At 60.7% G+C, this 24,590-nt stretch carries 19 protein-coding genes and 1 tRNA gene; 11 read left to right on the top strand and 9 right to left on the bottom strand.

Annotation, left to right across the window (positions count from 1 at the left end; translation table 11 throughout):
• Positions 1-38 precede the first annotated feature (38 nt).
• Positions 39-1,028, bottom strand: coding sequence for a luciferase-like monooxygenase (locus tag BN1128_RS14575; protein WP_042870000.1), 990 nt, complete (start codon positions 1,026-1,028; stop codon positions 39-41).
• Between the two features lie 312 nt (positions 1,029-1,340).
• On the opposite strand from BN1128_RS14575, the gene BN1128_RS14570 reads away from it, so the two are divergent.
• The 3 genes from BN1128_RS14570 (at position 1,341) to BN1128_RS14560 (ending at position 4,889) form a co-directional block, all read left to right on the top strand.
• A complete protein-coding gene (locus tag BN1128_RS14570; RefSeq protein ID WP_042869997.1) occupies positions 1,341-1,781 on the top strand; it encodes a DUF1842 domain-containing protein in 441 nt (146 codons plus the stop codon).
• 143 nt (positions 1,782-1,924) lie between these two features.
• Positions 1,925-3,361 (top strand): YeaH/YhbH family protein, encoded by a 1,437-nt coding sequence (locus BN1128_RS26460; RefSeq protein WP_082030428.1) that lies wholly within the window; start codon positions 1,925-1,927, stop codon positions 3,359-3,361.
• A gap of 10 nt (positions 3,362-3,371) precedes the next feature.
• The gene (locus BN1128_RS14560) at positions 3,372-4,889 is read left to right on the top strand and encodes a SpoVR family protein (protein WP_042869995.1); all 1,518 of its coding nucleotides are present in this window, start codon (positions 3,372-3,374) and stop codon (positions 4,887-4,889) included.
• A 58-nt stretch (positions 4,890-4,947) separates the two neighbouring features.
• Here the strand turns inward: BN1128_RS14560 and fadR are convergent, their stop codons facing one another.
• Entirely contained in the window at positions 4,948-5,661 is a 714-nt protein-coding gene (gene fadR, locus BN1128_RS14555; RefSeq protein ID WP_042869993.1) for a fatty acid metabolism transcriptional regulator FadR, read from the bottom strand.
• Between the two features lie 333 nt (positions 5,662-5,994).
• Between fadR and nhaB the strand changes: the two genes are divergently transcribed.
• Entirely contained in the window at positions 5,995-7,575 is a 1,581-nt protein-coding gene (gene nhaB, locus BN1128_RS14550) for a sodium/proton antiporter NhaB (protein ID WP_042869991.1), read from the top strand.
• An 85-nt stretch (positions 7,576-7,660) separates the two neighbouring features.
• Positions 7,661-8,182: a disulfide bond formation protein DsbB gene (dsbB, locus tag BN1128_RS14545; protein WP_042869989.1), complete on the top strand. Its 522-nt coding sequence runs from the start codon at positions 7,661-7,663 to the stop codon at positions 8,180-8,182.
• Between the two features lie 275 nt (positions 8,183-8,457).
• On the opposite strand, the gene BN1128_RS14540 is transcribed toward dsbB, so the two are convergent.
• The 3 genes from BN1128_RS14540 to uvrB all read right to left on the bottom strand — a co-directional run bounded on the left by BN1128_RS14540 (position 8,458) and on the right by uvrB (position 11,552).
• Entirely contained in the window at positions 8,458-9,111 is a 654-nt protein-coding gene (locus BN1128_RS14540; RefSeq protein WP_042869987.1) for a DedA family protein, read from the bottom strand.
• Positions 9,112-9,276: 165 nt separating this feature from the next.
• Positions 9,277-9,534 carry a YkvA family protein gene (locus tag BN1128_RS14535; protein ID WP_167335812.1) on the bottom strand — a complete coding sequence of 86 codons (258 nt, stop codon included), beginning with the start codon at positions 9,532-9,534 and terminating at the stop codon, positions 9,277-9,279.
• Complete coding sequence (gene uvrB, locus BN1128_RS14530; protein ID WP_042869983.1) at positions 9,531-11,552, bottom strand: excinuclease ABC subunit UvrB; 2,022 nt, start codon at positions 11,550-11,552, stop codon at positions 9,531-9,533. Before uvrB ends, BN1128_RS14535 begins: the two co-directional genes overlap by 4 nt.
• 133 nt (positions 11,553-11,685) lie before the next feature.
• Here uvrB and BN1128_RS14525 point away from each other — a divergent pair.
• The 6 genes from BN1128_RS14525 (at position 11,686) to BN1128_RS14500 (ending at position 19,219) form a co-directional block, all read left to right on the top strand.
• Positions 11,686-11,761 (top strand) — tRNA-Asn (locus BN1128_RS14525).
• Positions 11,762-12,535: 774 nt separating this feature from the next.
• Positions 12,536-14,221, top strand: coding sequence for an aspartate:alanine antiporter (locus BN1128_RS14520; RefSeq protein ID WP_042869981.1), 1,686 nt, complete (start codon positions 12,536-12,538; stop codon positions 14,219-14,221).
• Positions 14,222-14,453: 232 nt separating this feature from the next.
• Complete coding sequence (locus BN1128_RS14515; RefSeq protein WP_042869979.1) at positions 14,454-15,971, top strand: MltF family protein; 1,518 nt, start codon at positions 14,454-14,456, stop codon at positions 15,969-15,971.
• 232 nt (positions 15,972-16,203) lie between these two features.
• Positions 16,204-17,169, top strand: coding sequence for a tripartite tricarboxylate transporter substrate binding protein (locus BN1128_RS14510; protein WP_042869977.1), 966 nt, complete (start codon positions 16,204-16,206; stop codon positions 17,167-17,169).
• A gap of 46 nt (positions 17,170-17,215) precedes the next feature.
• Positions 17,216-17,677: a tripartite tricarboxylate transporter TctB family protein gene (locus tag BN1128_RS14505; protein ID WP_042869974.1), complete on the top strand. Its 462-nt coding sequence runs from the start codon at positions 17,216-17,218 to the stop codon at positions 17,675-17,677.
• Positions 17,678-17,686: 9 nt separating this feature from the next.
• On the top strand, positions 17,687-19,219 hold the full coding sequence (locus tag BN1128_RS14500) for a tripartite tricarboxylate transporter permease (protein ID WP_042869972.1): 1,533 nt from the start codon (positions 17,687-17,689) through the stop codon (positions 19,217-19,219).
• A 103-nt stretch (positions 19,220-19,322) separates the two neighbouring features.
• On the opposite strand, the gene BN1128_RS14495 is transcribed toward BN1128_RS14500, so the two are convergent.
• From BN1128_RS14495 to BN1128_RS14480, 4 genes are all read right to left on the bottom strand, one after another.
• Positions 19,323-20,003, bottom strand: coding sequence for a response regulator (locus tag BN1128_RS14495; RefSeq protein WP_042869971.1), 681 nt, complete (start codon positions 20,001-20,003; stop codon positions 19,323-19,325).
• Complete coding sequence (locus tag BN1128_RS14490) at positions 20,004-21,587, bottom strand: ATP-binding protein (RefSeq protein ID WP_042869969.1); 1,584 nt, start codon at positions 21,585-21,587, stop codon at positions 20,004-20,006.
• Positions 21,584-22,795, bottom strand: coding sequence for an ROK family transcriptional regulator (locus BN1128_RS14485; protein ID WP_042869967.1), 1,212 nt, complete (start codon positions 22,793-22,795; stop codon positions 21,584-21,586). The genes BN1128_RS14490 and BN1128_RS14485 overlap by 4 nt, the downstream gene beginning before the upstream one ends.
• Positions 22,796-22,900: 105 nt before the next feature.
• The gene (locus BN1128_RS14480; RefSeq protein ID WP_042869965.1) at positions 22,901-24,568 is read right to left on the bottom strand and encodes a methyl-accepting chemotaxis protein; all 1,668 of its coding nucleotides are present in this window, start codon (positions 24,566-24,568) and stop codon (positions 22,901-22,903) included.
• Positions 24,569-24,590: the final 22 nt, after the last annotated feature.

Raw genomic sequence — 24,590 nt, 5'->3', positions numbered from 1 at the left:
GGCTCAACCCGCCACTGTGACAAGCCCTGCCTGCCAGCTTACAGGCTCTGCATCAGCTCGGCAGCAATCTCGAACGAGCGCAGACGAGCCTGATGATCGACGATGGGGCCGTTGAACATCAGCTCATCGGCCCGGGTCTCGGCCAGCAGCGCCTTGAGGCCGTGACGCACCCGCTCCGGATCGCCGACCAGAGAGCGGGCCAGGGTCTGCTCCATTGCCATCAGTTCGCGGGGGGACCACTCTTCCCCCAGCTCGATCACGGGTGCTGGCAACTTGCCCGCGTCACCACGGTAGAGGCGCAAAAACTGCTGCTGCACCGTGGTGAACTGGAAGCGGGCCTCCCGCTCGCTGTCGGCGGCGATCATGTTGATGCAGACCACGGCATAGGGCTTGGGCCAGCGCACCGAGGGGCGGTACTGGGTACGGTAGATCTCCAGCGCCTGCAACAGCAGGGCGGGAGCGAAGTGGGAGGCAAAGCCGAACGGCAGCCCCATGGCCGCCGCCAGCTGGGCACTGTAGAGGCTGGAACCCAGCAGCCAGATGGGCAGGTGCAATCCCTGACCCGGCACTGCCTGTACCGCTCCCGCCTCGTCCCCAAAGTAGCTCATCAGCTCGCGCACATCCGCCGGGAACTCGTCCACCTCGCCGCTACGCTGGCGCCGCAGCGCCTGCATGGTGCGCTGATCTGTGCCTGGGGCACGGCCCAGCCCCAGATCGATGCGATCAGGGTAAAGCGAGGCCAGCGTGCCGAATTGCTCGGCGATCACCAGCGGCGAATGATTCGGCAGCATGATGCCGCCAGCGCCGATCCGCAGGGTGTTGGTGGCACCCGCCAGGTGGCCGATCAGCACAGAGGTTGCGGCGCTGGCGATGCCCGGCATGTTGTGGTGTTCGGCCAGCCAATAACGCAGATAGCCCCAGCGCTCGGCATGTTGCGCCAACTCGCGCGAACGACGGAACGACTCGGCCGGCTGGGAGCCTTCGGGCACGGGTACCAGATCGAGCACGGAATAGGGGATGGCAGACATGGGTCACTCCATTGATTCACAGACCAGTAACAAGGAGGGCAATGTAGCACGAGATACCTGAATGAATCACGCATCGGGCCGGCGAATTGCCCCCTCTCAATCTCTGGCAGGCCGACAACCGAAAGTGTCACACAGGCCGCACGCCTGATTTATCCTGCCCTGTCATCAGGTAGGGTGGCGCTATGCCAGCCCTGGCAGGGCGTCAAATGATAAGTTGCACAGTTACCCTCTCCGGCCGCAGGCGCTAGCATGCTGTGGCTCGTCGTCTGGTTGTGAGCTACACCCACCCTCTTCTTGCAGGAGAATACAGGCATGAATGCAATCACAGACACCAAAACCGGCCTCTTCCTCGCCTCTTTCGAGATTGGCAAAGCCATGCCGGGAGCACAACTGCTGCACCTGAACCTGGCCGTCTATACCCCAGGGGAGACGGTGAACGGCGTCGCTCACCTGACCCAGGCAACCAATCCACCGCTGGACATGGCCTCTGAACTGAAAGGCCAGTACACCTATATGTGTGTCATGCCCAAGCAGTGCCATATTCTGGTGACCGCCCAGGGCTATCCCATCATCAAGTGGCCGCAGGGTGGCGGGATGGGCCCCGTGATCCAGCCCAACTTCGAGCTGCGCATGGTGCTCAGCGAAGACTGGAAGTCAGGCACGGCCAACTACAAATATCAGGACAACCATCAGGTGTGGCACGAGGTGAAAGACGCCCCCGTCAACCTGGTCCCCGCCGCCGTACTGGCTTGACCCCCTCAAGACGGCCCCGATGGGGCCGTCACGTTTACGCCATATCCTGATATATCTGAACGGGTTATTGTGTTTTCTGTCATCCTGTTGGCACACTGGTAGTTGATCGTCTCTGCAATCGCCCGTGTGACAAGGATGCGTCCATGACAAGTGCCAGGCCAGGTCGTAAACCCTTCTATGTGCATATCGCCACCCTCTTCATCCTGCTGTTTACCCTGCTGGGCAGCGCCCTCATTGCGCTGCAGTTCCAGCAAGGGGCGCGCCAGGGGCTGGAGCATGAGCGACAGAACTTTCTGCAATACCGGGAACAGCTGGCCCTCGCGCTCCAGCTGAACGAGCGACCGGCCCGCATGTCCCTCAGCCTGCTGCGCAGCGGCCAGCTGGCGGCCATGACCAGCCTGGATGCTCGCCTGGGCTACCTGCCGCAACTGGCGGAAGTGCTGGCCAACAGCCCCAGCTATGGCGCCATCTACGCCGGCTATGAGGATGGCGACTTCTTCCTGTTGCGCAAGCTGACCGAACGGGCCAGAGCCCAGCTGGACAAGGTGCCCGCTGCCAGCACCCTGCTGGTACAGAGCCTGCATCAGGGCAAGGGAGAGTTTCTCTACTTCGATCAGCGGCTGGCCCTGCTCGAGCGCCGGGCCATGCCCCTGTACCAGTTTGATCCCCGCAGCCGCGACTGGTACAAGCAGGCACGCTGGCGCACCGGGATCGCCACGACCAGCCCCTATCTCTTCTTCACGACCAAGGAGCCGGGCATGACGCTGGCGGTGGAGAGCGATGACAGACGGGCGGTGATCGGGCTGGATACCAGTGTCGAGGGGCTGTCGGCCCTGATCGGCAAGCTGCGCTTGCCAGCGCAGAGCCAGGTGATCCTGTTCGACGAGTACGCCACCCTGCTGGCAGCCGATCCCAACGAGCATTTCGCCGAAATTGCCCTGCTTGAGAAGGAGATCAGAGAGCTGAAACGGCGGATCGCAGCCGTGCCCTTCATCGACACCTTCGATCTCAAATTCAACAACTTCGTCAAGCGGCCCGTCCCCTCCAGCCAGGCGGTGATGTTCTGCCTGATGGACGTGTCGGGCTCCATGGATCAGGCCACCAAGGAGATGGCCAAGCGCTTCTATATCCTGCTCTATCTGTTCTTGAGCCGGACCTACAAGAACGTGGAAGTGGTCTACATTCGCCACCACACCCAGGCCAAGGAAGTGGACGAGCATGAGTTTTTCTACTCCCAGGAGACCGGCGGCACCATAGTCTCCAGCGCGCTCAAAATGATGAACGACATCATCAACGAGCGTTACCCAGCTCATCAATGGAACATCTACGCAGCACAAGCCTCGGATGGTGACAACTGGGCCGATGATTCACCGCAATGCAGGGAGATCCTGACGCGGGACATCATGCCGCGGGTGCGGTACTACTCCTACATAGAGATCACCACCCGCGCCCACCAGACCCTGTGGCATGAGTATGAGTCGGTGGCCAGCCAGTTCCCCCACTTCGCGATGGAACACATTCGCAAGGTCGAGGATATTTATCCGGTATTCCGGGAGCTGTTCAAGAAGCAAGCGGCGTGAGGGAGGTCATATGGTAGAAACCGCAAGAAAAATACCGCCACTGGATGATGGCCCGGACTGGAACTTCGATCTGTTGGAGACTTATCATCAGGAGATCGCCCGGGTCGCCAGGTTCTATCGACTGGATACCTATCCCAACCAGATCGAAGTGATCACCGCCGAGCAGATGATGGATGCCTACTCCAGCGTCGGCATGCCCATCGGCTACCAGCACTGGTCATTTGGCAAACGCTTCATCCACACCGAGCGCAACTACAAGCGCGGCCAGATGGGACTGGCCTATGAGATCGTCATCAACTCGGATCCCTGCATCGCCTATCTGATGGAGGAGAACACAATGCCGATGCAGGCGCTGGTGATGGCGCACGCCTGCTATGGTCACAACTCCTTCTTCAAGAACAACTATCTGTTCAAGACCTGGACCGACGCCTCCTCCATCATCGACTATCTGCTGTTCGCCAAGAACTACATCACCGAATGCGAAGAGAAACACGGCATAGATGCGGTGGAGAAGCTGCTCGACTCCTGCCATGCGCTGATGAACTTCGGTGTAGACCGTTACAAGCGGCCGCAGAAGATCTCGCTGGCGGAGGAGAAGCGTCGCCAGAAGGCGCGGGAAGACTACCTGCAGACCCAGGTCAACGAACTGTGGCGCACCTTGCCCAAGCAGCACAAGGCCTTGGGAATTGAAGACAGACGCTACCCGGCCGAGCCGCAGGAGAACATCCTCTACTTCATCGAGAAGAATGCCCCTCTGCTTGAGCCCTGGCAGCGCGAGATAGTGCGCATAGTGCGCAAGATCAGCCAGTACTTCTACCCGCAAAAACAGACTCAGGTGATGAACGAAGGCTGGGCCACCTTCTGGCACTACACCATCCTCAACCACCTGTATGACGAGGGCAAGATCAGCGATCGCTTCATGATAGAGGTGCTGCACAGCCATACCAACGTCGTGTACCAGCCCCCTTACAACAGCCGCTACTACTCGGGGATCAACCCCTACGCCCTCGGTTTCGCCATGTTCACCGATCTGCGCCGCATCTGCGAGAACCCGACCGAGGAGGACAGATACTGGTTCCCCGATTACGCCGGCACCAACTGGGTAGATACCCTGCATTTCGCCATGCAGAACTTCAAGGACGAGAGTTTCATCAGTCAGTTCCTGAGTCCCAAGGTAATGCGGGAGATGAAGCTGTTCGCCATCGACGATGACGATCTGAAGAACTACCTCAAGGTCTCCGCCATCCACAACGAGGAGGGTTATCGACTGGTGCGCAATACGCTGTCGGCCCAGTACAACTTGAGCAATCTGGAGCCCAACATTCAGGTCTACAACGTGGCTGTGAAGGGCGATCGTTCGCTGACCCTGCGCTATGTGCCACACAACCGGATCCCGCTGGGGGATTCCCGCCACGAGGTGCTCAGGCATCTGCATCAGCTATGGGGATTCGATGTGGTGCTGGAGCAGGATAACGGCGACCTGCCTGCCGACATCATAGGCCGCTGTCCGGAAAAGAAACCGGCCTGAGGCTACTTTCAGCCATAAAAAAACGCGCCAGAAGGCGCGTTTTTCTTTGCATCAGCAATCAGTTATCGCACAGATTGCTCGGCATGTCCTGGCGCAGGCGGGTCCACAGCTTGCCGGACTCTATCCCGTACTGGCGTACCGTCATGAACACGGCTTCGTGATTCTTGGTCTCGGCCAGACCCAGCAAGGTCTTGTAATAGGCATCAGCCGTTTCACGAGCCTGCTTGTCAGAGAAGTAGTAACGTCCAACCCGACTATAGAGCCCCTTGAAGCCATTGAGGATCAAGGCGTAGATGGGGTTGCCTGAGGCAAAGGAGAGCTGGTGATGCAGACGGTAATCAAATTCCGCATACGCTTCCGGAGTGCTGTCCACCGCATTGGCACCACGCAGTATCTCGGCGGCTTGCTCAGGGTTGTTTCGGATCGCACCACGGATGAAGATGGTGCAGATATTGGTGCGGGCCGACAGCAGCTGGGCCACCAGATCCGGTACCTTGTCCTGATCCAGACGGGCCAGGGTTTCCAGGATGTTGAGACCCGAGGTCTCCCAGAAATTGTTCACCTTGGTCGGTTTGCCATGCTGGATGGTGAGCCAGCCATCGCGGGCCAGACGCTGCAGCACTTCGCGCAAGGTAGTACGAGTCACCCCGATCAGCTCGGACAGCTCGCGCTCGGCCGGCAATATGGATCCTGGAGGAAAGCGATTGTTCCAGATGGACTCGATGATGTATTCCTCGGCAAACCCTGCAGGGCTCTGCGCTTTTATGACCATGTAGTGACTCTGTTGTAGTACGTAAAAAGGCCCACGAATAATAGCAAAGCAGAGAGGGCTGGCAAGCAGAAGGTCAGTCCTCTGCTCACATAAGCAGGCTATTTTGTTAAATAAATGTATGCATTTACACGGTGGGTGCCAGCCAACCCCGCCGTCTGGCGATAAAACGGACATTCTCTTGGGCAAGGAGCACTATGTTATTTATAGTTAAGGCCATTTTTGATTAAAATCATGAGGAATCAATCTGATAAGGGACAACATCCGGATGTTCTGGTCGAGCCTGTCTTGACTGCATAGACGCAGATACCCACAACAAAACAGAGACCCATTATTATGCCAATCAGCTTAGGCCAAGCCTTTGCCAAGAACTTCCTGGGCAATGCGCCCCAGTGGTACAAGGCCGCCATTCTGCTATTTCTGCTGATCAACCCGATCGCCTTCCATCTCGACCCTTTCGCCGCCGGCTGGCTGCTGGTGGTTGAATTCATCTTCACCCTGGCCATGGCGCTCAAGTGCTATCCACTGCAACCCGGTGGTTTGCTGGCCATCGAGGCCGTGCTGATCGGCATGACCTCGGCAGAGCAGGTCAAGCATGAGCTGGTGGCCAACATAGAGGTGCTGCTGCTGCTGGTGTTCATGGTGGCCGGCATCTACTTCATGAAGCAGTTGCTGCTCTACGTGTTTACCAAGCTGCTGATCCGGATCCACTCCAAGACCCTGCTCTCCCTGGCGTTTTGCTTGGTATCGGCTTTCCTGTCGGCCTTCCTCGACGCCCTGACCGTGATCGCCGTGGTGATCAGCGTCGCGACGGGCTTCTACGCCATCTACCACAAAGTCTCCTCCGGCAAGGATTTCGGCAATCCACACGACCACACCAATGACAATTCCGTCAACGAACTCAATCGCCAGCATCTGGACGACTTCCGTGCCTTCTTGCGCAGCCTGATGATGCACGCCGCCATAGGGACGGCCCTCGGTGGCGTCTGTACCCTGGTGGGAGAGCCGCAAAACCTGATCATAGGTGAGCAGGCTGGCTGGCATTTTGGCGAATTCGCCATCCGCATGGCACCGGTCACGGTCCCCGTGTTTCTCTGCGGCCTGCTCACCTGCATCCTGGTCGAGAAGTGCCGCTGGTTTGGCTATGGTGCCCAGTTGCCGGATGCGGTGCGTCGCATCATGGAAGATTACAACCGGTACGAAGAGGCCGAGCGCACCCCACAAGACAAGGCCAAGCTGATAGTACAGGCGCTGATCGCCCTCTGGCTGATCACTGGGCTGGCCATGCATCTGGCGGCCGTCGGGCTGATCGGGCTGTCTGTCATAGTGCTGGCGACCTCACTGACCGGCATCACGGAGGAGCATTCGCTCGGCAAGGCGTTTCAGGAGGCCCTGCCCTTCACCGCCCTGCTCGCCGTCTTCTTCAGCGTGGTAGCCGTCATCATAGATCAGCAGCTGTTCAAACCCGTGATCCAGTGGGTGCTGGCCGCCGAGCCGGACGATCAGCTCGCACTCTTCTATCTGGCCAACGGTCTGCTCTCCATGGTCAGTGACAACGTCTTCGTAGGCACCGTCTACATCAACGAGGTGAAGACGGCACTGCTCAACAACGCCATCAGCCGTGAGCAGTTCGATCTGCTGGCCGTCGCCATCAACACCGGCACCAACCTGCCGTCGGTCGCCACCCCCAACGGCCAGGCCGCCTTCCTGTTCATGCTGACCTCGGCACTGGCCCCCTTGTTGCGCCTCTCCTATGGCCGCATGGTATGGATGGCTCTGCCCTACACCCTGGTGCTGGGGCTGGTGGGTTTCATCTCGGTGGAGATGCTGCTCGGCCCGGTAACCGAGTGGTTCTATCAGGCTGGCTGGCTGGTGCTCGACAAGGTCACACCTACGGTTCTGCCTGCGCTGCATTGATCCCATAAGGGCCCGCCTGGGCCCTTTCTTTTTAGCCCTTGCTCTGCTCTAATTCAGCCACTGTTTTTTCTGTGAGATCAACCAGATGATTGAGTTTCTGCGACGTATCGCCGCCCATAGACTGGCATGGGGCCTGCTTGCCGCCTCCGCCCTGTTCCTCGAGTTGAGCGCCCTCTTCTTCCAGCACGTGCTGGGCCTGCATCCCTGCGTCATGTGCGTCTATGAGCGGATCGCCACGCTGGGGGTCATATCGGCAGGCCTGCTCGGCATGGTGGCACCGCAGAAGTGGTATGTGCGCTGGAGCGCTCTGCTGCTATGGGGCTACAGTGCCTTCCGCGGCCTCCAGCTGGCGCTCAAGCATGTGGATTATCAGATGAACCCCTCCCCGTTCAACGTCTGCAGCCCCTTTGCCGACTTCCCGAGCTGGGCGCCGCTGGATCAGTGGGTCCCCTGGCTGTTCTTCCCGGATGGGGATTGCAGCGAGATCAGCTGGCAGTTTCTGAGCTTCTCCATGCCCCAGTGGCTGGTGGCCATCTTCGCGGCCTACCTGCTGGTCTTCGTGGTGGTAGCCATCGGCAACTTGGTCAAGGGCCGCTGCTGCAGCTAAGCACTTACAGAGCCACATAGAAAGGGGGAGCCAATGGCTCCCCCTTTTTCAATACATTTCCATCACCAGACCCAGCGCTAACCCGCTTCTAGCACATACTCGCCATGCCGCCACCATGGCGCTGGTGGCCCCTACCTACGAGTCTATGTGGTGGTCGCCATCGGCAATCTGGTCAAGGGCCGCAGCTGCAGTTGAAGCTGACTGTGCCACATAAAAAGGGGAGCCAATGGCTCCCCCTTTTCTCATGCTGATCTCTCACCCATACAAGATATGGATCAGGATGCCGCCTTGCTGGCGTTCATCCTGGCCTTCACCATGCCGATCACCATGGGCAGCAGCGAGATGCCGATGATGCCAAAGATGAGCAGCGTAAAGTTCTGACGTACCACAGGCAGATTGCCAAAGAAGTGGCCGGCGTAGACGAACGAGAGCACCCACAACAGGCCACCCACCAGGTTGAACACCAGGAAGCGCGGGTAGGTCATGGCGCCCATGCCTGCCACGAAGGGGGCAAAGGTACGCACAATCGGCAGAAAACGGGTGATGATGATAGTCTTGCCGCCATGACGCGCATAGAAGGCATGAGTCTTGTCCAGATAGTCCCGACGGAAGATCTTGGAGTCCGGATTACGGAACAGCTGCTCGCCGAAGAAGTGGCCTATGGTGTAGTTGACCACGTTGCCGAGCACGGCGGCGATGATCAGCACGGCAGCCAGGGTGTGCACGTCCAGCACACTGCCGACGGTAAGCGCACCGGCGGCAAACAGCAGGGAGTCACCCGGCAGGAAGGGGGTAACCACCAGCCCAGTCTCGCAGAAGATGATCAGAAACAGGATGGCATAAACCCAGATGCCATAGTTTTCAAACAGCTCTTTCAAATGCACGTCGACGTGCAGAATAAAATCAATCGCAAACAGGATCAGATCCATTTTCTCATACCCATAAAGTGAACGGCGTGGAGTCTACGCCAATGCATTCCGAGCCACAATCCTCCCACAATCCTCTTTTTTATCCCGGCTAAAAGCAACCCGCACGACGCTATCTTCGCCGTGACAAGGCCATCAAAGAGGAAAAGGCATCCTACCAAACGTGATTCAGTCACGTTCACCCAATGCCGCTCTGACCGGCTCCGGCAGGCATTTCTCCCAGCCCCATAGCAACACCAGCAGCAGAGTCACATCATCGAGCCAGCCGAGCAGAGGCACCACATCTGGGATGAGATCCACCGGGCTGATGCCATAGAGCAAAATGAGGATCACCAGCCCTTTGGCCCACCAGGGGGTGGCCGGGTGGCGAAAGCCCAGATAGAGGCGACGCACGCGCCGCCAGATGAGCCAGCGTCTGCCCATCAACTTTCGATCAACTCGTGGCGCAGCCGCTGGATCTGGTCTCGCAGCGCGGCCGCCTGTTCGAACTCCAGATCCCGCGCGTGCTGGAACATCTGCTCTTCCATCCGCTTGATCTCTTTGGCGATCTCGCTGGCGGAGCGGGCATGGTACTCCCCTTGCGGCTCGGCAGCCTTGCGACCGCCCCTGCCCGCCTTGCCCGCCTTGCCCGCGCTGCGGCTGCCCCCCATGTCCATCACGTCTCCCACCGACTTGTTGAGCCCCTTGGGGGTGATGCCGTGTTCGAGGTTGTGGGCATGCTGCAGGGCGCGGCGGCGCTCCGTCTCCTCGATGGCCACCCTCATGGAGTTGGTGATGGTATCCCCATAGAGAATGACCTTGCCGTTGAGGTTGCGGGCGGCGCGACCAATGGTCTGGATCAGCGACCGGGTGGAGCGCAGGAAGCCCTCCTTGTCCGCATCCAGGATGGCCACCAGCGACACCTCGGGCATGTCGAGCCCTTCGCGCAACAGGTTGATGCCCACCAGCACGTCGAACTTGCCAAGGCGCAGATCGCGAATGATCTCCACCCGCTCGACGGTATCGATGTCGGAGTGCAGATAGCGCACCCGCACGTCATGATCCGCCAGATACTCGGTCAAGTCCTCCGACATCCGTTTGGTGAGCGTGGTCACCAGCACCCGCTCCTCCACCGCGACCCGCAGCCGGATCTCGGAGAGCAGATCGTCCACCTGGGTGGTGACAGGACGCACCTCGATTTCGGGATCGAGCAAACCGGTGGGACGCACCACCTGCTGCACCACATCGCCACCGGACTTGTCCAGCTCGTAGGGGCCCGGGGTCGCCGAGACAAACACCGTCTGCGGCATCAGGGCCTCGAATTCATCGAACTTCAGCGGCCGGTTGTCGAGCGCCGAAGGCAGCCGGAAGCCGTACTCCACCAGGGTCTCCTTGCGGGACCTGTCCCCTTTGAACATGGCGCCGATCTGCGGCACCGTCACGTGGGACTCGTCGATGATGAGCAAGCCATCCCCCGGCAGGTAGTCAAACAGAGTAGGCGGCGGCTCCCCTGGCGCCCGGCCCGACAGGTAGCGGCTGTAGTTCTCGATGCCGGAGCAGTAACCCAGCTCCTGCATCATCTCCATGTCGAACTGGGTGCGCTGGCTGATGCGCTGCTCCTCCACCAGCTTGTTGAGCGACAACAGCTGCTCCCGGCGGCTCCTGAGCTCCTCCTTTATATGTTCTATGGCGCCCAGTATGGTTTCGCGCGGGGTGGCGTAATGGGTCTTGGGGTAGATGGTGTAGCGCACTACCGTCTGCTCGATGGCGCCGGTCAGCGGATCAAACTGGGAGAGCCGCTCCACCTCCTCGTCAAACAGCTCCACCCGCAGCGCCAGCTTGTCCGATTCGGCGGGATAAATGTCGATCACCTCCCCCCGTACCCGGAAGGTACCGCGCTGAAATGCCATGTCGTTGCGGGTGTATTGCAGTTCGGCGAGGCGACGCAGTATGTCCCGCTGATTGATCACGTCCCCGACTTTGAGGTGCAACATCATGCTGAGATAGGCCTGAGGATCCCCCAGACCATAGATGGCCGACACAGACGCGACTATGATCACGTCCCGCCGCTCCAGCAGTGCCTTGGTGGCCGACAGCCGCATCTGTTCTATGTGATCATTGATGGAGGCATCCTTCTCGATGAAGGTGTCGGTGGTCGGCACATAGGCCTCAGGCTGGTAGTAGTCGTAGTAGGAGACGAAATACTCCACCGAGTTCTCGGGGAAGAACTCCTTCATCTCGCCATAGAGCTGTGCCGCCAGCGTCTTGTTGGGGGCCAGTATCATGGTGGGACGGTTCAGGGTCGCTATCACGTTGGCCATGGTGAAGGTCTTGCCCGAGCCAGTCACCCCGAGCAGGGTCTGGTGGGCGAGGCCGGACTCGATGCCATCAAGCAGGCGGGCGATCGCCTCTGGCTGATCGCCCGCGGGTTCAAACTGGCTGGCCAACTGGAATAACTTGCTCATGACGACTCCCGACAAAAAACGGCAAGGCAGAAGTGTACTCCGAGTTGGGGTGGCCTGGGTATCCACTCTCCTGCCCAAGCGGCTATTGACCTCGAAAAGCGAGCTCTGTATAGTGCCCCTCCTTGCCTGATGTTCCCCCGTAGTTCAGTCGGTAGAACGGCGGACTGTTAATCCGTATGTCACTGGTTCAAGTCCAGTCGGGGGAGCCAATTCCTCACCATCTCGGTGCAAGTTATCCACTTTAGTACTTTCCTCTGCCAATTTTAATGCACAAGCCGCGCCCTGCGGTGACAACCTCTCATTGCTCTCTCTCCCGCCCCGACAGCGTTTTGTTCTGTCACACCTAACTATTTGATTTTTATAGAAACATTTTTTTACCGGTATTTTTTGAACAGCCCTTGCGCCCCAGTGTTGGCGCGGCCTGCAGGCTGATCACCAAGTTTCACACACAGGGTTATCCACAGATTCTGTGGGTAAGTCAGCCAAAGCCAGTCACGGCCTAGCCTCGCAGGCCATCGCCATCAGCGAGGGCCCATTTTCCTTGCCGCCCCCATTTTCTGCTGTTTTTGAGCGCCCCCCCGAATGGGTCGAAAGGCCACCGATCAGATACTTTTTCCAGATATCTTTTCGCCATCCCGTACGCCATGGGTCACCCCCCACCCAGACCCCAAATGCCTATTTCCATTGCGGTCCATCGTCCCCAGTCAGATATGCTGAAAAAACGCGAAACCTGGCCGCCAAACAGCAGGGAATAAATTTTCAAGCGCCTTGTGCTGGCCGGGATCACAGATAGCAGGAATCACTCATTGACAGCGGTGCAGACAGAGGGAAATAGAGGTTATTTTCCTGCCAACCCCGAGGTTTCCCTCGACCATGGCGGCAGCGGGACGCTTTACTGCCGATTAATCCTCCTTTGACGCTTCTTTATTGGTGAAGGATCCGGCACAATATCGGCCCCACTTTTTTCCTCGGTTTTTCCGGGCATGACCATAGATTTCGTGACACTGCTACATCAAAGCGACTCCCTGCTGCTGTTCGTGGTACTGGCCTTCGGCCTGCTGCTGGGCAAAGTCAAACTTGGCAATTTCCAGATTGGCAACACCATAGGCGTGCTGTTTACCGCCCTGCTGTTCGGCCAGATGGGCTTCGAGTTCACCGCCACCACGGAGAACGTCGGCTTCATGCTGTTCATCTTCTGCGTGGGCATAGAGGCGGGACCGCACTTCTTCAGCGTCTTCCTGCGCGATGGCATCCACTACATCACCCTCACCCTGGTGATCCTGCTGACGGCGCTGCTGTTGACGGTGGGGCTGGCCAAGTTCTTCAACCTGGGGCCAGGCATGGCAGCTGGCATATTGGCCGGTTCGCTGACCTCGACCCCGGCCTTGGTGGGGGCACAGGATGCCCTGCGCAGCGGCCTGCTCAATCTGCCCCATGGCACCGACATGCAACCCGTGCTCGACAACATGGGGATCGGCTATGCCCTGACCTATCTGGTTGGTCTGGTGGGGCTGATGCTGGTGGTGCGCTACCTCCCCTCCCTGGCACGACTTGACCTCAACACCGAGGCCCAGAAGATAGCCCGCGAGCGGGGATTATCGGACAGCGAGAGCCGCAAGACCTATCTGCCCATCATCCGCGCCTACCGGGTCGGCCCCGAGCTGGCGGCCTGGATCGGGGGACGTACCCTGCGTGAGACCGGCATCTATCCCCACACTGGTTGCTATGTGGAGCGGATCCGCCGCAACGGTATACTGGCGAGCCCGGATGGTGATGCCGTCATCCAGGAGGGGGACGAGATCGCCCTGGTCGGTTATCCCGAGAGCCACGAGAAGCTCGACGTCAACTATCGCAACGGCAAGGAGGTATTCGACCGCAACCTGCTTGACCTGCAGATAGTCACCGAAGAGATAGTGGTGAAGAACGATGCCGTGGTGGGCCGCCATCTGGTGGAGCTTAACCTCACCGAGAAGGGCTGCTTCCTCAACCGGGTAGTGCGCTCCCAGATAGAGATGCCGTTCGATCGCAACATCATGCTGCAAAAGGGCGACGTGCTGCAGATCAGCGGCGAGAAGCAGCGGGTCAAGCTGCTGGCCAACAAGATAGGCTTTATCAGCATCCACAGCCAGACCACGGATCTGGTGGCCTTCACCACCTTCTTCGTGCTGGGCCTGCTGATAGGCTCCGTCTCCCTGGTGTTCGGCCAGCTCGAATTTGGGCTGGGCAACGCCGTCGGCCTGCTGCTGGCAGGGATCCTGATGGGCTACCTGAGAGCCAACCACCCCACGGTCGGCTATGTGCCGCCGGGCGCCCTGCGTCTGGCCAAGGATCTGGGTCTCGCCGTCTTCATGGTGAGCACAGGCCTCAAAGCGGGCGGCGGTATACTGGATCACCTGAGCCAGGTCGGTGCCGTGGTGCTCTTCTCCGGCATGCTGGTGACCACGCTGCCGGTGCTGGTGGGCTACCTGTTCGGGGTCTGGGTGCTGAAGATGAACCCGGCTCTGCTGCTGGGTGCCATCACGGGTGCCCGCACCTGTGCCCCGGCCATGGACGTGGTGAACGAGGCGGCCAACAGCTCCATCCCGGCGCTCGGCTATGCGGGCACCTATGCGGTGGCCAACGTCATGCTGACCCTGGCAGGCTCCTTCATCATCGGCTTCTGGTTCTAGCGCCGTATCGCACCGCAACAAGAAGGGAGCCATATTGGCTCCCTTCTTCATTTCCCCTCCACCACCCGCACACAGTCTCGACCACTGCCTCCCCCTTCTCACCCGGCCAATCCACAGAGAAGTAGCACAAGATAGGGCCTATTGTGCTATCCGGCTCGTTTTAGCAAACCCAATGAGCTAAGTGGCGCCTTGCACGCCGCTTACACTCAATGAAACGAGTGAGGTACTCATCATGAAACGGTTATGGATCATCCTGAGCTGCTTGCTGTGCACCCCGGCCACGGCGGCGGAGCAGAAAGTGGCAGCCGACGAGGAGCCCGCCTCGCTGGCATTCAGCACCGAAGAGCTGGCCAGACCCATGCTCGGCGACCTCGATGACATGCTGGCGCGGCGCACCCTGCGGGTGCTGACCACCTACAACAAAACCGGCTACTTTATCAACAAGGGGGTACAAAGGGGCGTTACCTACGACGCCTTCATGCAGCTGGAGAAACGGCTCAACGAACAGCTGCGCACGGAAAAAACCCTCAAGCGCCACCTCAAGCTGCACATCGTCTTCATCCCGGTAGCCAGGGAGTCCCTGCTCAAGGCCCTCGTCGAGGGCAAGGGTGACATCGCCGCCGCCAACCTCACCATCACGGATCAGCGCAAGAAGCAGGGGGTGGAATTTACCGCGCCCTTGCTGGAAAACGTGCGGGAGCTGCTGATCTCGGGACCGGCCTCCCCCAAGGTGGAGAGCGCCGCCGATTTGGGGGGCCAGACCCTCTATGTGCGCCCCTCTTCGAGCTACTTCGAGAGCTTGGTCGCCTACAATCAGGCGCGCAAGGCGGCAGGTGACCCCCTCATCGATATCCAGCCAGCCCCGGAGGCGCTGGAAGATGAGGATCTGGTGGAGATGGTCAATGCCGGCCTGCTGCCCTTCATCGTCATGGACGAACACAAGGCACGCTTCTGGCAGAAGATCTTCCCCGCCATCCGCATCCATGAAGACCCTGTGTTCCGGGAGGGAGGCATCATCGCCTGGGCGGTGCGCAAGGAGAGCCCCCAGCTGCTTGCCATGCTCAACGAGCAGATAGCCGCCCTGCGCGGCAAGGCGACGGGAGAGGCCATTCTGGCCCGCTATCTCAAGCAGAACAAATTCGTCAAGAGCGCCGCCGCCGAGGCCGAGCGCAAGAAATTCCTGCAGGTGGTGACGCTGTTTCGCCAGTATGGCGGTCGCTATGATGTGGACTGGCTGCTGATGGCAGCCCAGGGCTATCAGGAGTCGGCACTCAACCAGAAGGCACGCAGCCACGTCGGTGCCATCGGCATCATGCAGATCATGCCCGCTACCGGCAAGGGGTTGAAGGTGGGCGATATCCGCCAGATCGAGCCCAACATTCACGGCGGCGCCAAATACATGCGCTGGATGATAGATCACTACTATGCGGACGAACCCATGACAGCCCTCGACAAGGCACTGTTCTCGTTCGCCTCCTACAACGCCGGCCCAGCCCGGGTGGCGCGGCTGCGGAGCGAGGCGAAAAAGCGGGGGCTGGATCCCAACGTCTGGTTCCACAACGTCGAATACGTGGCGGCGGAGAAGATAGGCCCCGAAACCGTGACCTACGTGGGCAACATCTACAAGTACTACATCGCCTACAAGCTGGTGATGGAACAGCTGCAGCTCAAGCAGCAGGCAACCGAGGCCATCAAGCAGCAGGGAACCCGCGGCGACAAGGTGTCCGCCGCACAAAAATCACAGGGATAAACCAGCCCATCATCCGCGAGGCTCCCCGTCTGACGGGGAGCCTCGCGCCTTTTCAACCGACAGCACAATGTGAACCTGACCGCCCTCAACCCTGCCATAAGCCAGCCCCTCGCCCCATCGTGACCAGAATGAACACAATGACCACAACAGCCTTAATAGCCATTACGGCCAGATTGTTTTACAACCAATCGCGATTAATCAACCTTCCCGCAACAATCACAAGGAGTACATCATGTTGCAAGGAACCCTCAAACGCACGTTGCTCTGCTGCCTGCTGGGCGCCAGCCTAGGCGTGCAGGCCAAGATCGACGAAATTCACTTCCTCATTCCAGGTGGTGCCGGGGGTGGCTGGGACAACACGGCCCGGGGCACGGGCGAGGCGCTGACCAAGTCCGGCCTCATCACCACCGCTTCCTACCAGAACATCTCGGCCGGTGGCGGCGCCAAGGCCATCGCCCACCTGATCGAAACCTCGGCCCAGTCCGACAAGACGCTGATGGTCAACTCCACCCCCATCATCGTCAAATCCCTCTCCAAGGAGCTGCCCCAATCCTTCCGGGATCTCACCCCGGTCGCCGCCATCATCGCCGATTATCAGGCGCTGGCCGTGCCGCTGGACTCCCCCTACCAGAACTGGCCTCAGCTGCTGGCCGCCTATGAGGCCAACCCCGCCAAGGTGAAGATAGCCGGCGGCTCAGCCCGTGGCAGCCTGGATCATCTGGTGGCGGCCATGACCTTCAAGAATGCCGGGGCGGATGCCGGCAAGCTGCGTTACGTGGCCTATGACGCCGGCGGCAGCGCCATGGCGGCGGTGCTGTCAGGGGAAACCCAGGTGCTCTCCACCGGCTTTGGCGAGGCGATGGAGGCGGTCAAGTCCGGCCAGATGCGGATCCTCGGTGTCACGGCCCCCGAGCGCATGCCAGATGCCAGCGAGATCCTCACCTTCAGCGAGCAGGGTAACCCGACTGTCTTTGCCAACTGGCGCGGCTATTTTGCCTCCCCCGCCGTCAGCGCCGAAAAATCCGCCGAATTCGCCGCCCTGCTCAAGCAGATGTATGACAAGCCGGAGTGGGAAACAGTCCGGGCCCGCAACAACTGGACCAATCTCTACCAGTCAGGCCCCGAGTTCACCGCCTTCCTCAACCAGCAGGAGCAGCAGATTGGCGGCCTGATGCGCGAGCTCGGCTTCATCAAGTGATCCCTCAACCTGTGGCGGGCCAGCCCCGCCCAACGGAGTCATCGTCATGCACCTGACCAAGGAGCGACTCGGGGGGCTGCTGTTTTTGCTGCTCTCCCTCGCCTACGGCTATCACGCCACCCTGATCCCCGGCTATCCCGGGGACGAATATGAACCCTTTACCGCCAGCACCCTGCCCTATGCCCTGGCTGGCGTCGGCGCCCTGCTCTCCCTGCTGCTGATCTGCTTTCCGGGCGGGGAGCGGCTGCAGCGCGAAACGGGCAACTGGCGACTGGTCTTTGCCCTGCTGCTGTTGATGCTGGTCTATGGAGTGGCCCTCGGCTGGCTCGGCTTTGTCATCGCCACCACCCTGTTCCTCATCGGCGGGATCCGCTTGATGGGCGAGCAAAGCCTCGCCTTCGCCTGCAAGGTGAGCCTGCCCTTCACCCTCATCTTCTGGGCACTGCTGACCAAGGGGCTCAACGTTTACCTCGAGCCGGGTCGGCTATTCACGCAACTGCTGGGATAAGGAGAATCCATGTTAGACGGCATTCTGCAAGGACTGGGCACCGCCATGATGCCCATCAATATCTTCATGGTGATCGTCGGCTGTTTCGTCGGCACCTTCATCGGCATGCTGCCGGGCCTCGGGCCGGTCACCGCGATCGCCCTGATGATCCCCATCACCTACGGGCTGGACCCGGCCTCCGGCATCATCTTGATGGCCGGGGTCTACTACGGATCCATGTTTGGGGGCTCCACCTCCTCCATCCTGATCAATACGCCGGGCTGCTCGGCCAGCATGATCACCGCCATCGACGGCTATCCGCTGGCCTGCAAGGGCCAGGCGGGCAAGGCGCTGGCCATCGCCGCCTATGCCTCCTTCACCGGCGGTACCCTGTCTGCCATCTTCCTGATGGTGGCTGCACCCCTGCTCGCCAAGGTCTCCCTCTCCTTTCAGTCGGCAGACTACTTCGCCCTCATGGTGCTGGGGCTCTCCGCGGTGGCGGCGTTTGCCGGCAAGGGCCAGGTGCTCAAGGCGCTGATCATGGCACTGTTTGGCATCATGCTCTCCACCGTCGGCATCGACCGCAGCGTCGGGGTGGACAGGTTCACCTTCGGCCTGCCGGACTTGCGCGATGGCTTCTCCTTCCTGCTGCTGGCCATGGCCACCTTCGCCCTGGCGGAGATCCTGATGACGGTGCTGCGCCCGGGCAAGGACACCAGCAAGGAGGAGGCGAGCAAGATCCAGCAGCTCGGCTCCCTCAAGCTGAGCAAGGCCGAGGTAAAAGAGATAGCGCCGCCCATAGTGCGCTCATCGGTGCTGGGCTTTCTCATCGGGGTACTGCCGGGCGCCGGCGCTACCATCGCCTCCTTCATGGCCTATGGTGCCGAGCGCAACTTCGCCAGCAAGCGCAGGCAGGAGGAGTTCGGCAAGGGCAGCCTGACCGGCGTAGCCGCACCAGAAGCGGCCAACAACGCCGCATCCAGCGGTGCCTTCGTGCCCCTGCTGACTCTGGGGATCCCGGGCTCGGGCACCACGGCGCTGATGCTGGGGGCGCTCATCGCCTACGGCATCCAGCCGGGCCCGCGTTTGTTCATGGAGCACCCGGATGTGTTCTGGTCGGTGATCATCTCCATGTATCTGGGCAACGTGGTACTGCTGATCCTCAACCTGCCACTCATTCCCTATCTGGCCAAGATACTACAGGTACCGCGCCCCGTGCTCATTCCCATGGTATTGCTGTTCTCGCTGATCGGGGTCTACCTGGTCTCTTTCAATACCATGGACATCTATGTGATGGCGCTGGTGGCGCTGATCGCCATCGGGCTGCGCCTGCTGGACTTCCCCATGGCTCCCATGCTGCTCGGTTTCATTCTGGGGGGCATGCTGGAGGACAACCTGCGCCGGGCTCTGGTGATCAACGACGGTTCACTGAGCTTCCTGTGGGAGCGACCCATCACCCTCGGCTTCACACTGGTAACCCTGGTGATGCTGCTGTTGCCGGTCTGGCAGTGGTGGCAGGCCCGCCGCACACCGGCAGCCAGCTTGCAGTCCGATCCGACCTGAGTTCATGGGTCTCATGAAGCGAAAGAGCGCCAACAGGCGCTCTTTTTATGGGGCTATGCCCATGCTGCCGGCATATCGATACTGGCAGCTCTGTGTTGGCGCGTCAGTGTTGGCGCTTCAGTATTGACTGATAGCGCCGCTCCGGCCGTCCGACAGTGCCATATTCCAGCTCAGGGCTCGCCAGCTGCTGACCCACCAGAAACTCCAGATAGCGGCGCGCCGTGGTGCGGCTCACCCCCACCCGGTTGCCTATCTCCTCGGCGCTGGCCCCAACGCTGGTCAATGCCGCCAGCACCCGTTGCAGGGTGAGCGCGTCTATCCCTTTGGGCAGGCCAGCGGCCGCCACCTGCTGCAGCGGTGTCCCGAGCAGGGCATCCACCGCCTGCTGATCGATGTCTGCAAGGGCCGCCAGGGCGGCGCGGCTCTCGGCATAGTTGCCCAGGGTATCGCGCAGCCGCTCGAACACCACGGGTTTGAGGATGAAATCCACCACCCCGAGCCGCATCGCCTCCTGCAGGGCGCTCGCCTCCCGCGCGGCAGTGAGCAGTATCACATCCAGGCCGGCTCCGGCCTGGCGCAGTTCACGCAAGAGGGAAAAACCTTCACCATCCGGCAACCACACATCCAGCAACACCAGATCGGGTTTGAGGATGCCGATCTGCTCTCTGGCATCGAACAGGGTGAGCGCCACCCCCAGCACCTCGAACCCCGCCAGCCGCTGCACGAAGCGACGGTGGATCTCGGCGATGGCCGGATCATCTTCGACGATCAGGATCTTGATCACTCACACCTCCTTGGGAATGTAACAGACGACGCAACTTCCCTGCGTCGTGGCTTCGATGGTGATGGTCCCCTGCAGGACATCCAGGGTCTTGCGCACCAGGGAGAGGCCGATGCCGTGATCCGGCTCCGTCTTGCTGCTGACGCCGCGCTCGAACAACCTGTCCGCCAGAGCGGGATCTATGCCACCCGCCCCGTCTTCCACCTCCAGGATGAGATCCTGGCCGAGATCGCTCAACGAGACCCGGATCGGCTGATAAGGCGCGCCGTGACGACGGGTGGCCTCGAAGGCATTGTCGATGAGATTGCCCAGCACAGTCACCAGCTGGGAACCGCTGACGCGAAGGGGAATGTCGTGCAGATGAGCGTCGGCGTCGACCACCAGTACCAGCCCCAGCTCGTGGGCCCTGTGATACTTGCCAAGCAGCAGGCCCGCCACCTTGGGCTTGGCGATGGCCCCCATCAGGAAGCTGAGCAGGGTCTGCTCGGTGGCAGCCTCCCGTCCGATGAAGGCGAGCGCCTCCCGGGTGGCGCCAAGTTCGATCAGGCCGGCTATGGTGCCGAGCTGGTTGTTGTGTTCGTGGGTCTGTACCCGCAGCAGATCACTGTAGGCCTGCACCTGGGAGAGCTGGGCGCTGAGCTCCGCCAGCTCGTCCTTGCGCCGAAAGCTCGATACCGCGCCGATCAGCTTGCCGTCCCGCACCAGCGGCAGCCGGTTGACGATGAGCTGCTGGCCGTTGAGCACTATCTCTTCATCATACTGGGGGCGGGGATCCTGAATGAGGGAGAGCATGCGGCTCTCCGGCAGCAAGCGGGTGACGGGCTGGCCTATGGCCGCCCTCGCCGCCTGCTCGTCGAGACGCAGCAACCGGATGCCGTTGGGATTGAGGGAGGTAAGCCGCCCCTGCTCGTCTATGGTGAGGATCCCCTCGCGTACCGTGCGCAGGGTGCAATCCAGCTCCGCATAGAGGCGCCCTATCTGCTCGGGTTCGAACCCCAGCAGGGCGCGCTTGTAGCGCCGCGCCAGCCAAGCCGCCGCACCGCTGTTGAGCAAGACGATGAGCAGGGTCATGGCGAGGCCAAAACGCAGGAAGCCCTGCAGGTCCGCATCTATGTCGCGCACCAGATAACCGACCGACACCACGCCTATGACCTGTCCCATCTCGTTGCGGATCGGCCCCTTGCCGCGCACCGAGACCCCGAGCGATCCTTCGGCCCGGGAGATGTAGGCTTCTCCTTGCAGGGCACGCCTAGGATCGTCCCCCACCATGGGCTGGCCGATGCGATCCGCATTGGGGTGCACCAGCCGCCGTGCCGCGCTGTCACCGATGACGATGTAACTGGCGCCGACCTCGGCGCGGATCCGCTCCACCAGCAGGTTGAGCCGTGCGGCATCACCGCGCTTCACTCCGGCGATGACACCGGGTTCACGGGCCACCAGCCGCGCCACGTCGAGGGCCTGATCCCCTACCTCCTGATAGCGTTGCTCAGAGACGTAGTAGTAGCTGGCCCCGCTCAGCAACACCAGTTGCAGCAGACTGACCAGACAGAGCATGAGCAGGAAGCGTCCTTGCAACCCGAGTCTCATGCCTCCTTGTCACCTCGCAACAGGTCGAGCAGCAGGCTGCCGTCGCGCAGGGCCTTGTGCACCTGCACCGAGGTGGGCTTGGTGGGATCTTCGTAAAAGTGGGTGGATTCGATTTGCAGCCGCACCAGGTATTCGGCCGGCAACTGGCTGGCAAGGGATTGGTGCAGCATGGGGAACAGCAGCCGATCGGCGCGGGTTATCTCCCCCCCCAGCAGCAGCTTGCCCGGATTGAGCAGGCAGATGAGGTTGGAGAGCACTCGGGAGAGACGACCGGCCGCCTGATGGAGAATGTCCTGGCACAGGCTGTTGCCCGCCAGCGCCAGCTCGCACAACTCGCGGATGGTGACGCTCTCAGGCAGATCATGCTCCTGCATGCGCTCGCGCAGATCCCGGTACTGGGCTTCGAGCGCCTGGTTGGTCACTAGCGTGCAGGCGCAGCCAAAGCCGCCGCAGTAGCAGCGCTGGCCGTAGGGTTCGAGCTGCAGGTGGCTGAGATCGCCGAGCAGGGCCGACTCGCTCTCGATGAGCTGACCGTTGACCACCATGCCGACCCCTATATCGTTGTGCACGAACACCAGCACAGCATCGGCACAATTTTTGGCGGCGCCCCATTCGCGCTCGGCCTGGATCCAGGTGCGCACGTCGCCACTGACCAGCACGGGCACCTCGAACGCCTGCTGCAGGGTGGGGCCAAGGGGCCAGTTGCGCAGATCATAGAAGGGGAAGTGCTTGACCATGCCGGAGTGGCGCTCCACCTGCCCCGGCAGACAGAGGGCGATACAGGCAAGGCGCAACGCCTTCTTGGGCAAAAAACCCTCGATGGCGCGCACCAGACTGGCCAGCAGATCGGCACGTTCCACTTCGCTGAAAGTGTGACGATGACGGGCGAGAGAGCGACCGGCCAAATCGAACAGGGCCATGTCCACATAGCCACGCCCGAGGCGCATGGAGAGAAACTGGAAGCGGCGCTCGTTGATGCGCAGCAGGGTCTGACGGCGACCACGACCCACCGAGCTTTCGCCACAGGTCACCACCAGACCGCCATCGAGCAGTTCACGGGTGATCTTGGTTATGCTGGCCGGAGAGAGGCCGGTCAAACGGGACAGATCGGTACGGGACAGCTCCTTGTGCTCCTCCAGGCTGGCGTAGACCAGGCCATAGTTGAGCTGACGGATCAAATCGATACTGCCTTTCACGATCTCATTCATAGGGTATGGGTTAACGAAAAGAGCGGATGGTGACAATTTTCCCACATTCTCCGCCAATCCCCAAATTTGCCGTCTGGAAATCACGTCCAGACGGCAAAAATGCGATCAGTAGCGGAATTGGGAGACAAGTTTGCGCAATTTGTCGCCCGTGCTGGCCAGATCGCGGGTGGTGCTGTTGGACTCCACAGCCGCATCGGTCAGTTCGCTGACGATCTGCTGTATGGCCACCAGGTTTTTGTTGATCTCCTCGGAGACCGCATGCTGCTCCTCGGCCGCCGTCGCTATCTGGATGTTCATGTCGTTGATGGTGCTGACCGCCATCACCATGCTGTCGAGGGAGGTGGCGATGTGGCTCGCCTCCTGTACCGTCTCCTGGCTGCGCTCCTCGCTGGCCTGCATCACGTCCACCGCCTGTTTGACGCCGCTTTGCAGCCGCTGCAGCATCTCGTTGATCTGCTTGGTGCTTTGCTGGGTACGGCCCGCCAGGGAGCGCACCTCGTCCGCCACCACCGCAAAGCCACGCCCCTGCTCGCCGGCCCGGGCCGCCTCGATGGCAGCGTTGAGCGCCAGCAGGTTGGTCTGTTCGGCGATGCCGCGAATGACCTCCACCACGGATCCTATCTTGGCAGTCTCCTGCGCCAGCTGTTCGATGACGCCGGAGGCGGTGTGTACCTCGCCCACCAACCGGTTGATGCTGTTGATGGCGCTGCCCACCACGCCACGGGCGGCATCGGACTCGCGCGCCGCGTCGCTGGTGGCGGTGGCCGCGTTGGAGGCGCTGGCCGCCACCTCCTGGGCGGTGGAGCTCATCTCGGTCACGGCGGTGACCACCTGATCCGTCTCCCGGCTGTGGCCGTGCATCTGATGGTCATAGTGCTCGCTCAGGTGATGCAGCTTCTCAACCGCACTGAAGAGGTGATTGCTGGTCTCCCCCACCTGACTCACCACCGACTGGATCCGCTCGACGAAACGGTTGAAGGCGGTGGCTAGCTGGCCAATCTCGTCATGACTCTGCACTTTGAGGCGCTGGGTCAGATCCCCCTCCCCGTCGGCTATGTCGTTGAGGGCCGACACCGCATCCGCCAACGGCCGGGTGACCCGATTGCCGATCACCACAGTCACCGCCAGGGTGATCCCCAGGATCACCAGAATGAGCAGCACGCTGCTCTGCAGGGAGTCGTGCATGTTGCTCTCACGCTCGGTGCGCAGCGCCGCCAGCTCGTTGTCGATGTCATCGATGTAAAAGCCCGTGCCTATGATCCACTGATACTTGTCGAGCACCAGGTTGAAGGAGAGCTTGGGCGCATCCCGTCCGATGGAGGGCTTGGCGGTCCAGTACTCGGAAAAACCATCCCCTTGGCGCGCCGCCTTGACGATTTCCTGGATCAGCAGCTTGCCCTTGGCATCTTTGTCCTGCCAGCGGTTCTTGCCCTCCATCTCGGGGCGGGTCGGCAGCAATACCGTATTGCCCTGGAAGTCATAGACGAAGAAGTAGCCGTCGCTGCTGTAGCGCAATGGCCGCAGGATCTCGGTGACCTGCTTGCGCGCTTCCGGACTGTCTGGCTGGTTGTAGGCCGTGTCGACGGCCGTCTTGGCGAGCATCAGGTAGCTGCTGAGCAACGCCTTGCGATCCTTGATCGCATTCTCCCGCGCAGCCACCAGATCGGCCTCCAAATCGCTCTTGGAAATCATGTAGTTGCTGAAGTTGACCACCAGGGCCATCAGGAGCACGGGGATGGCTCCCAGCAACAGAATTTTCTGCTTTAGCGTCATCATTAACATCCTTGCAGCTGTT

The sequence above is a fragment of the Aeromonas piscicola genome, from assembly GCF_000820005.1.
GTDB classification, from domain to species: Bacteria; Pseudomonadota; Gammaproteobacteria; order Enterobacterales; family Aeromonadaceae; genus Aeromonas; species Aeromonas piscicola.
This window is presented reverse-complemented; position numbering and strand designations above follow the sequence as displayed.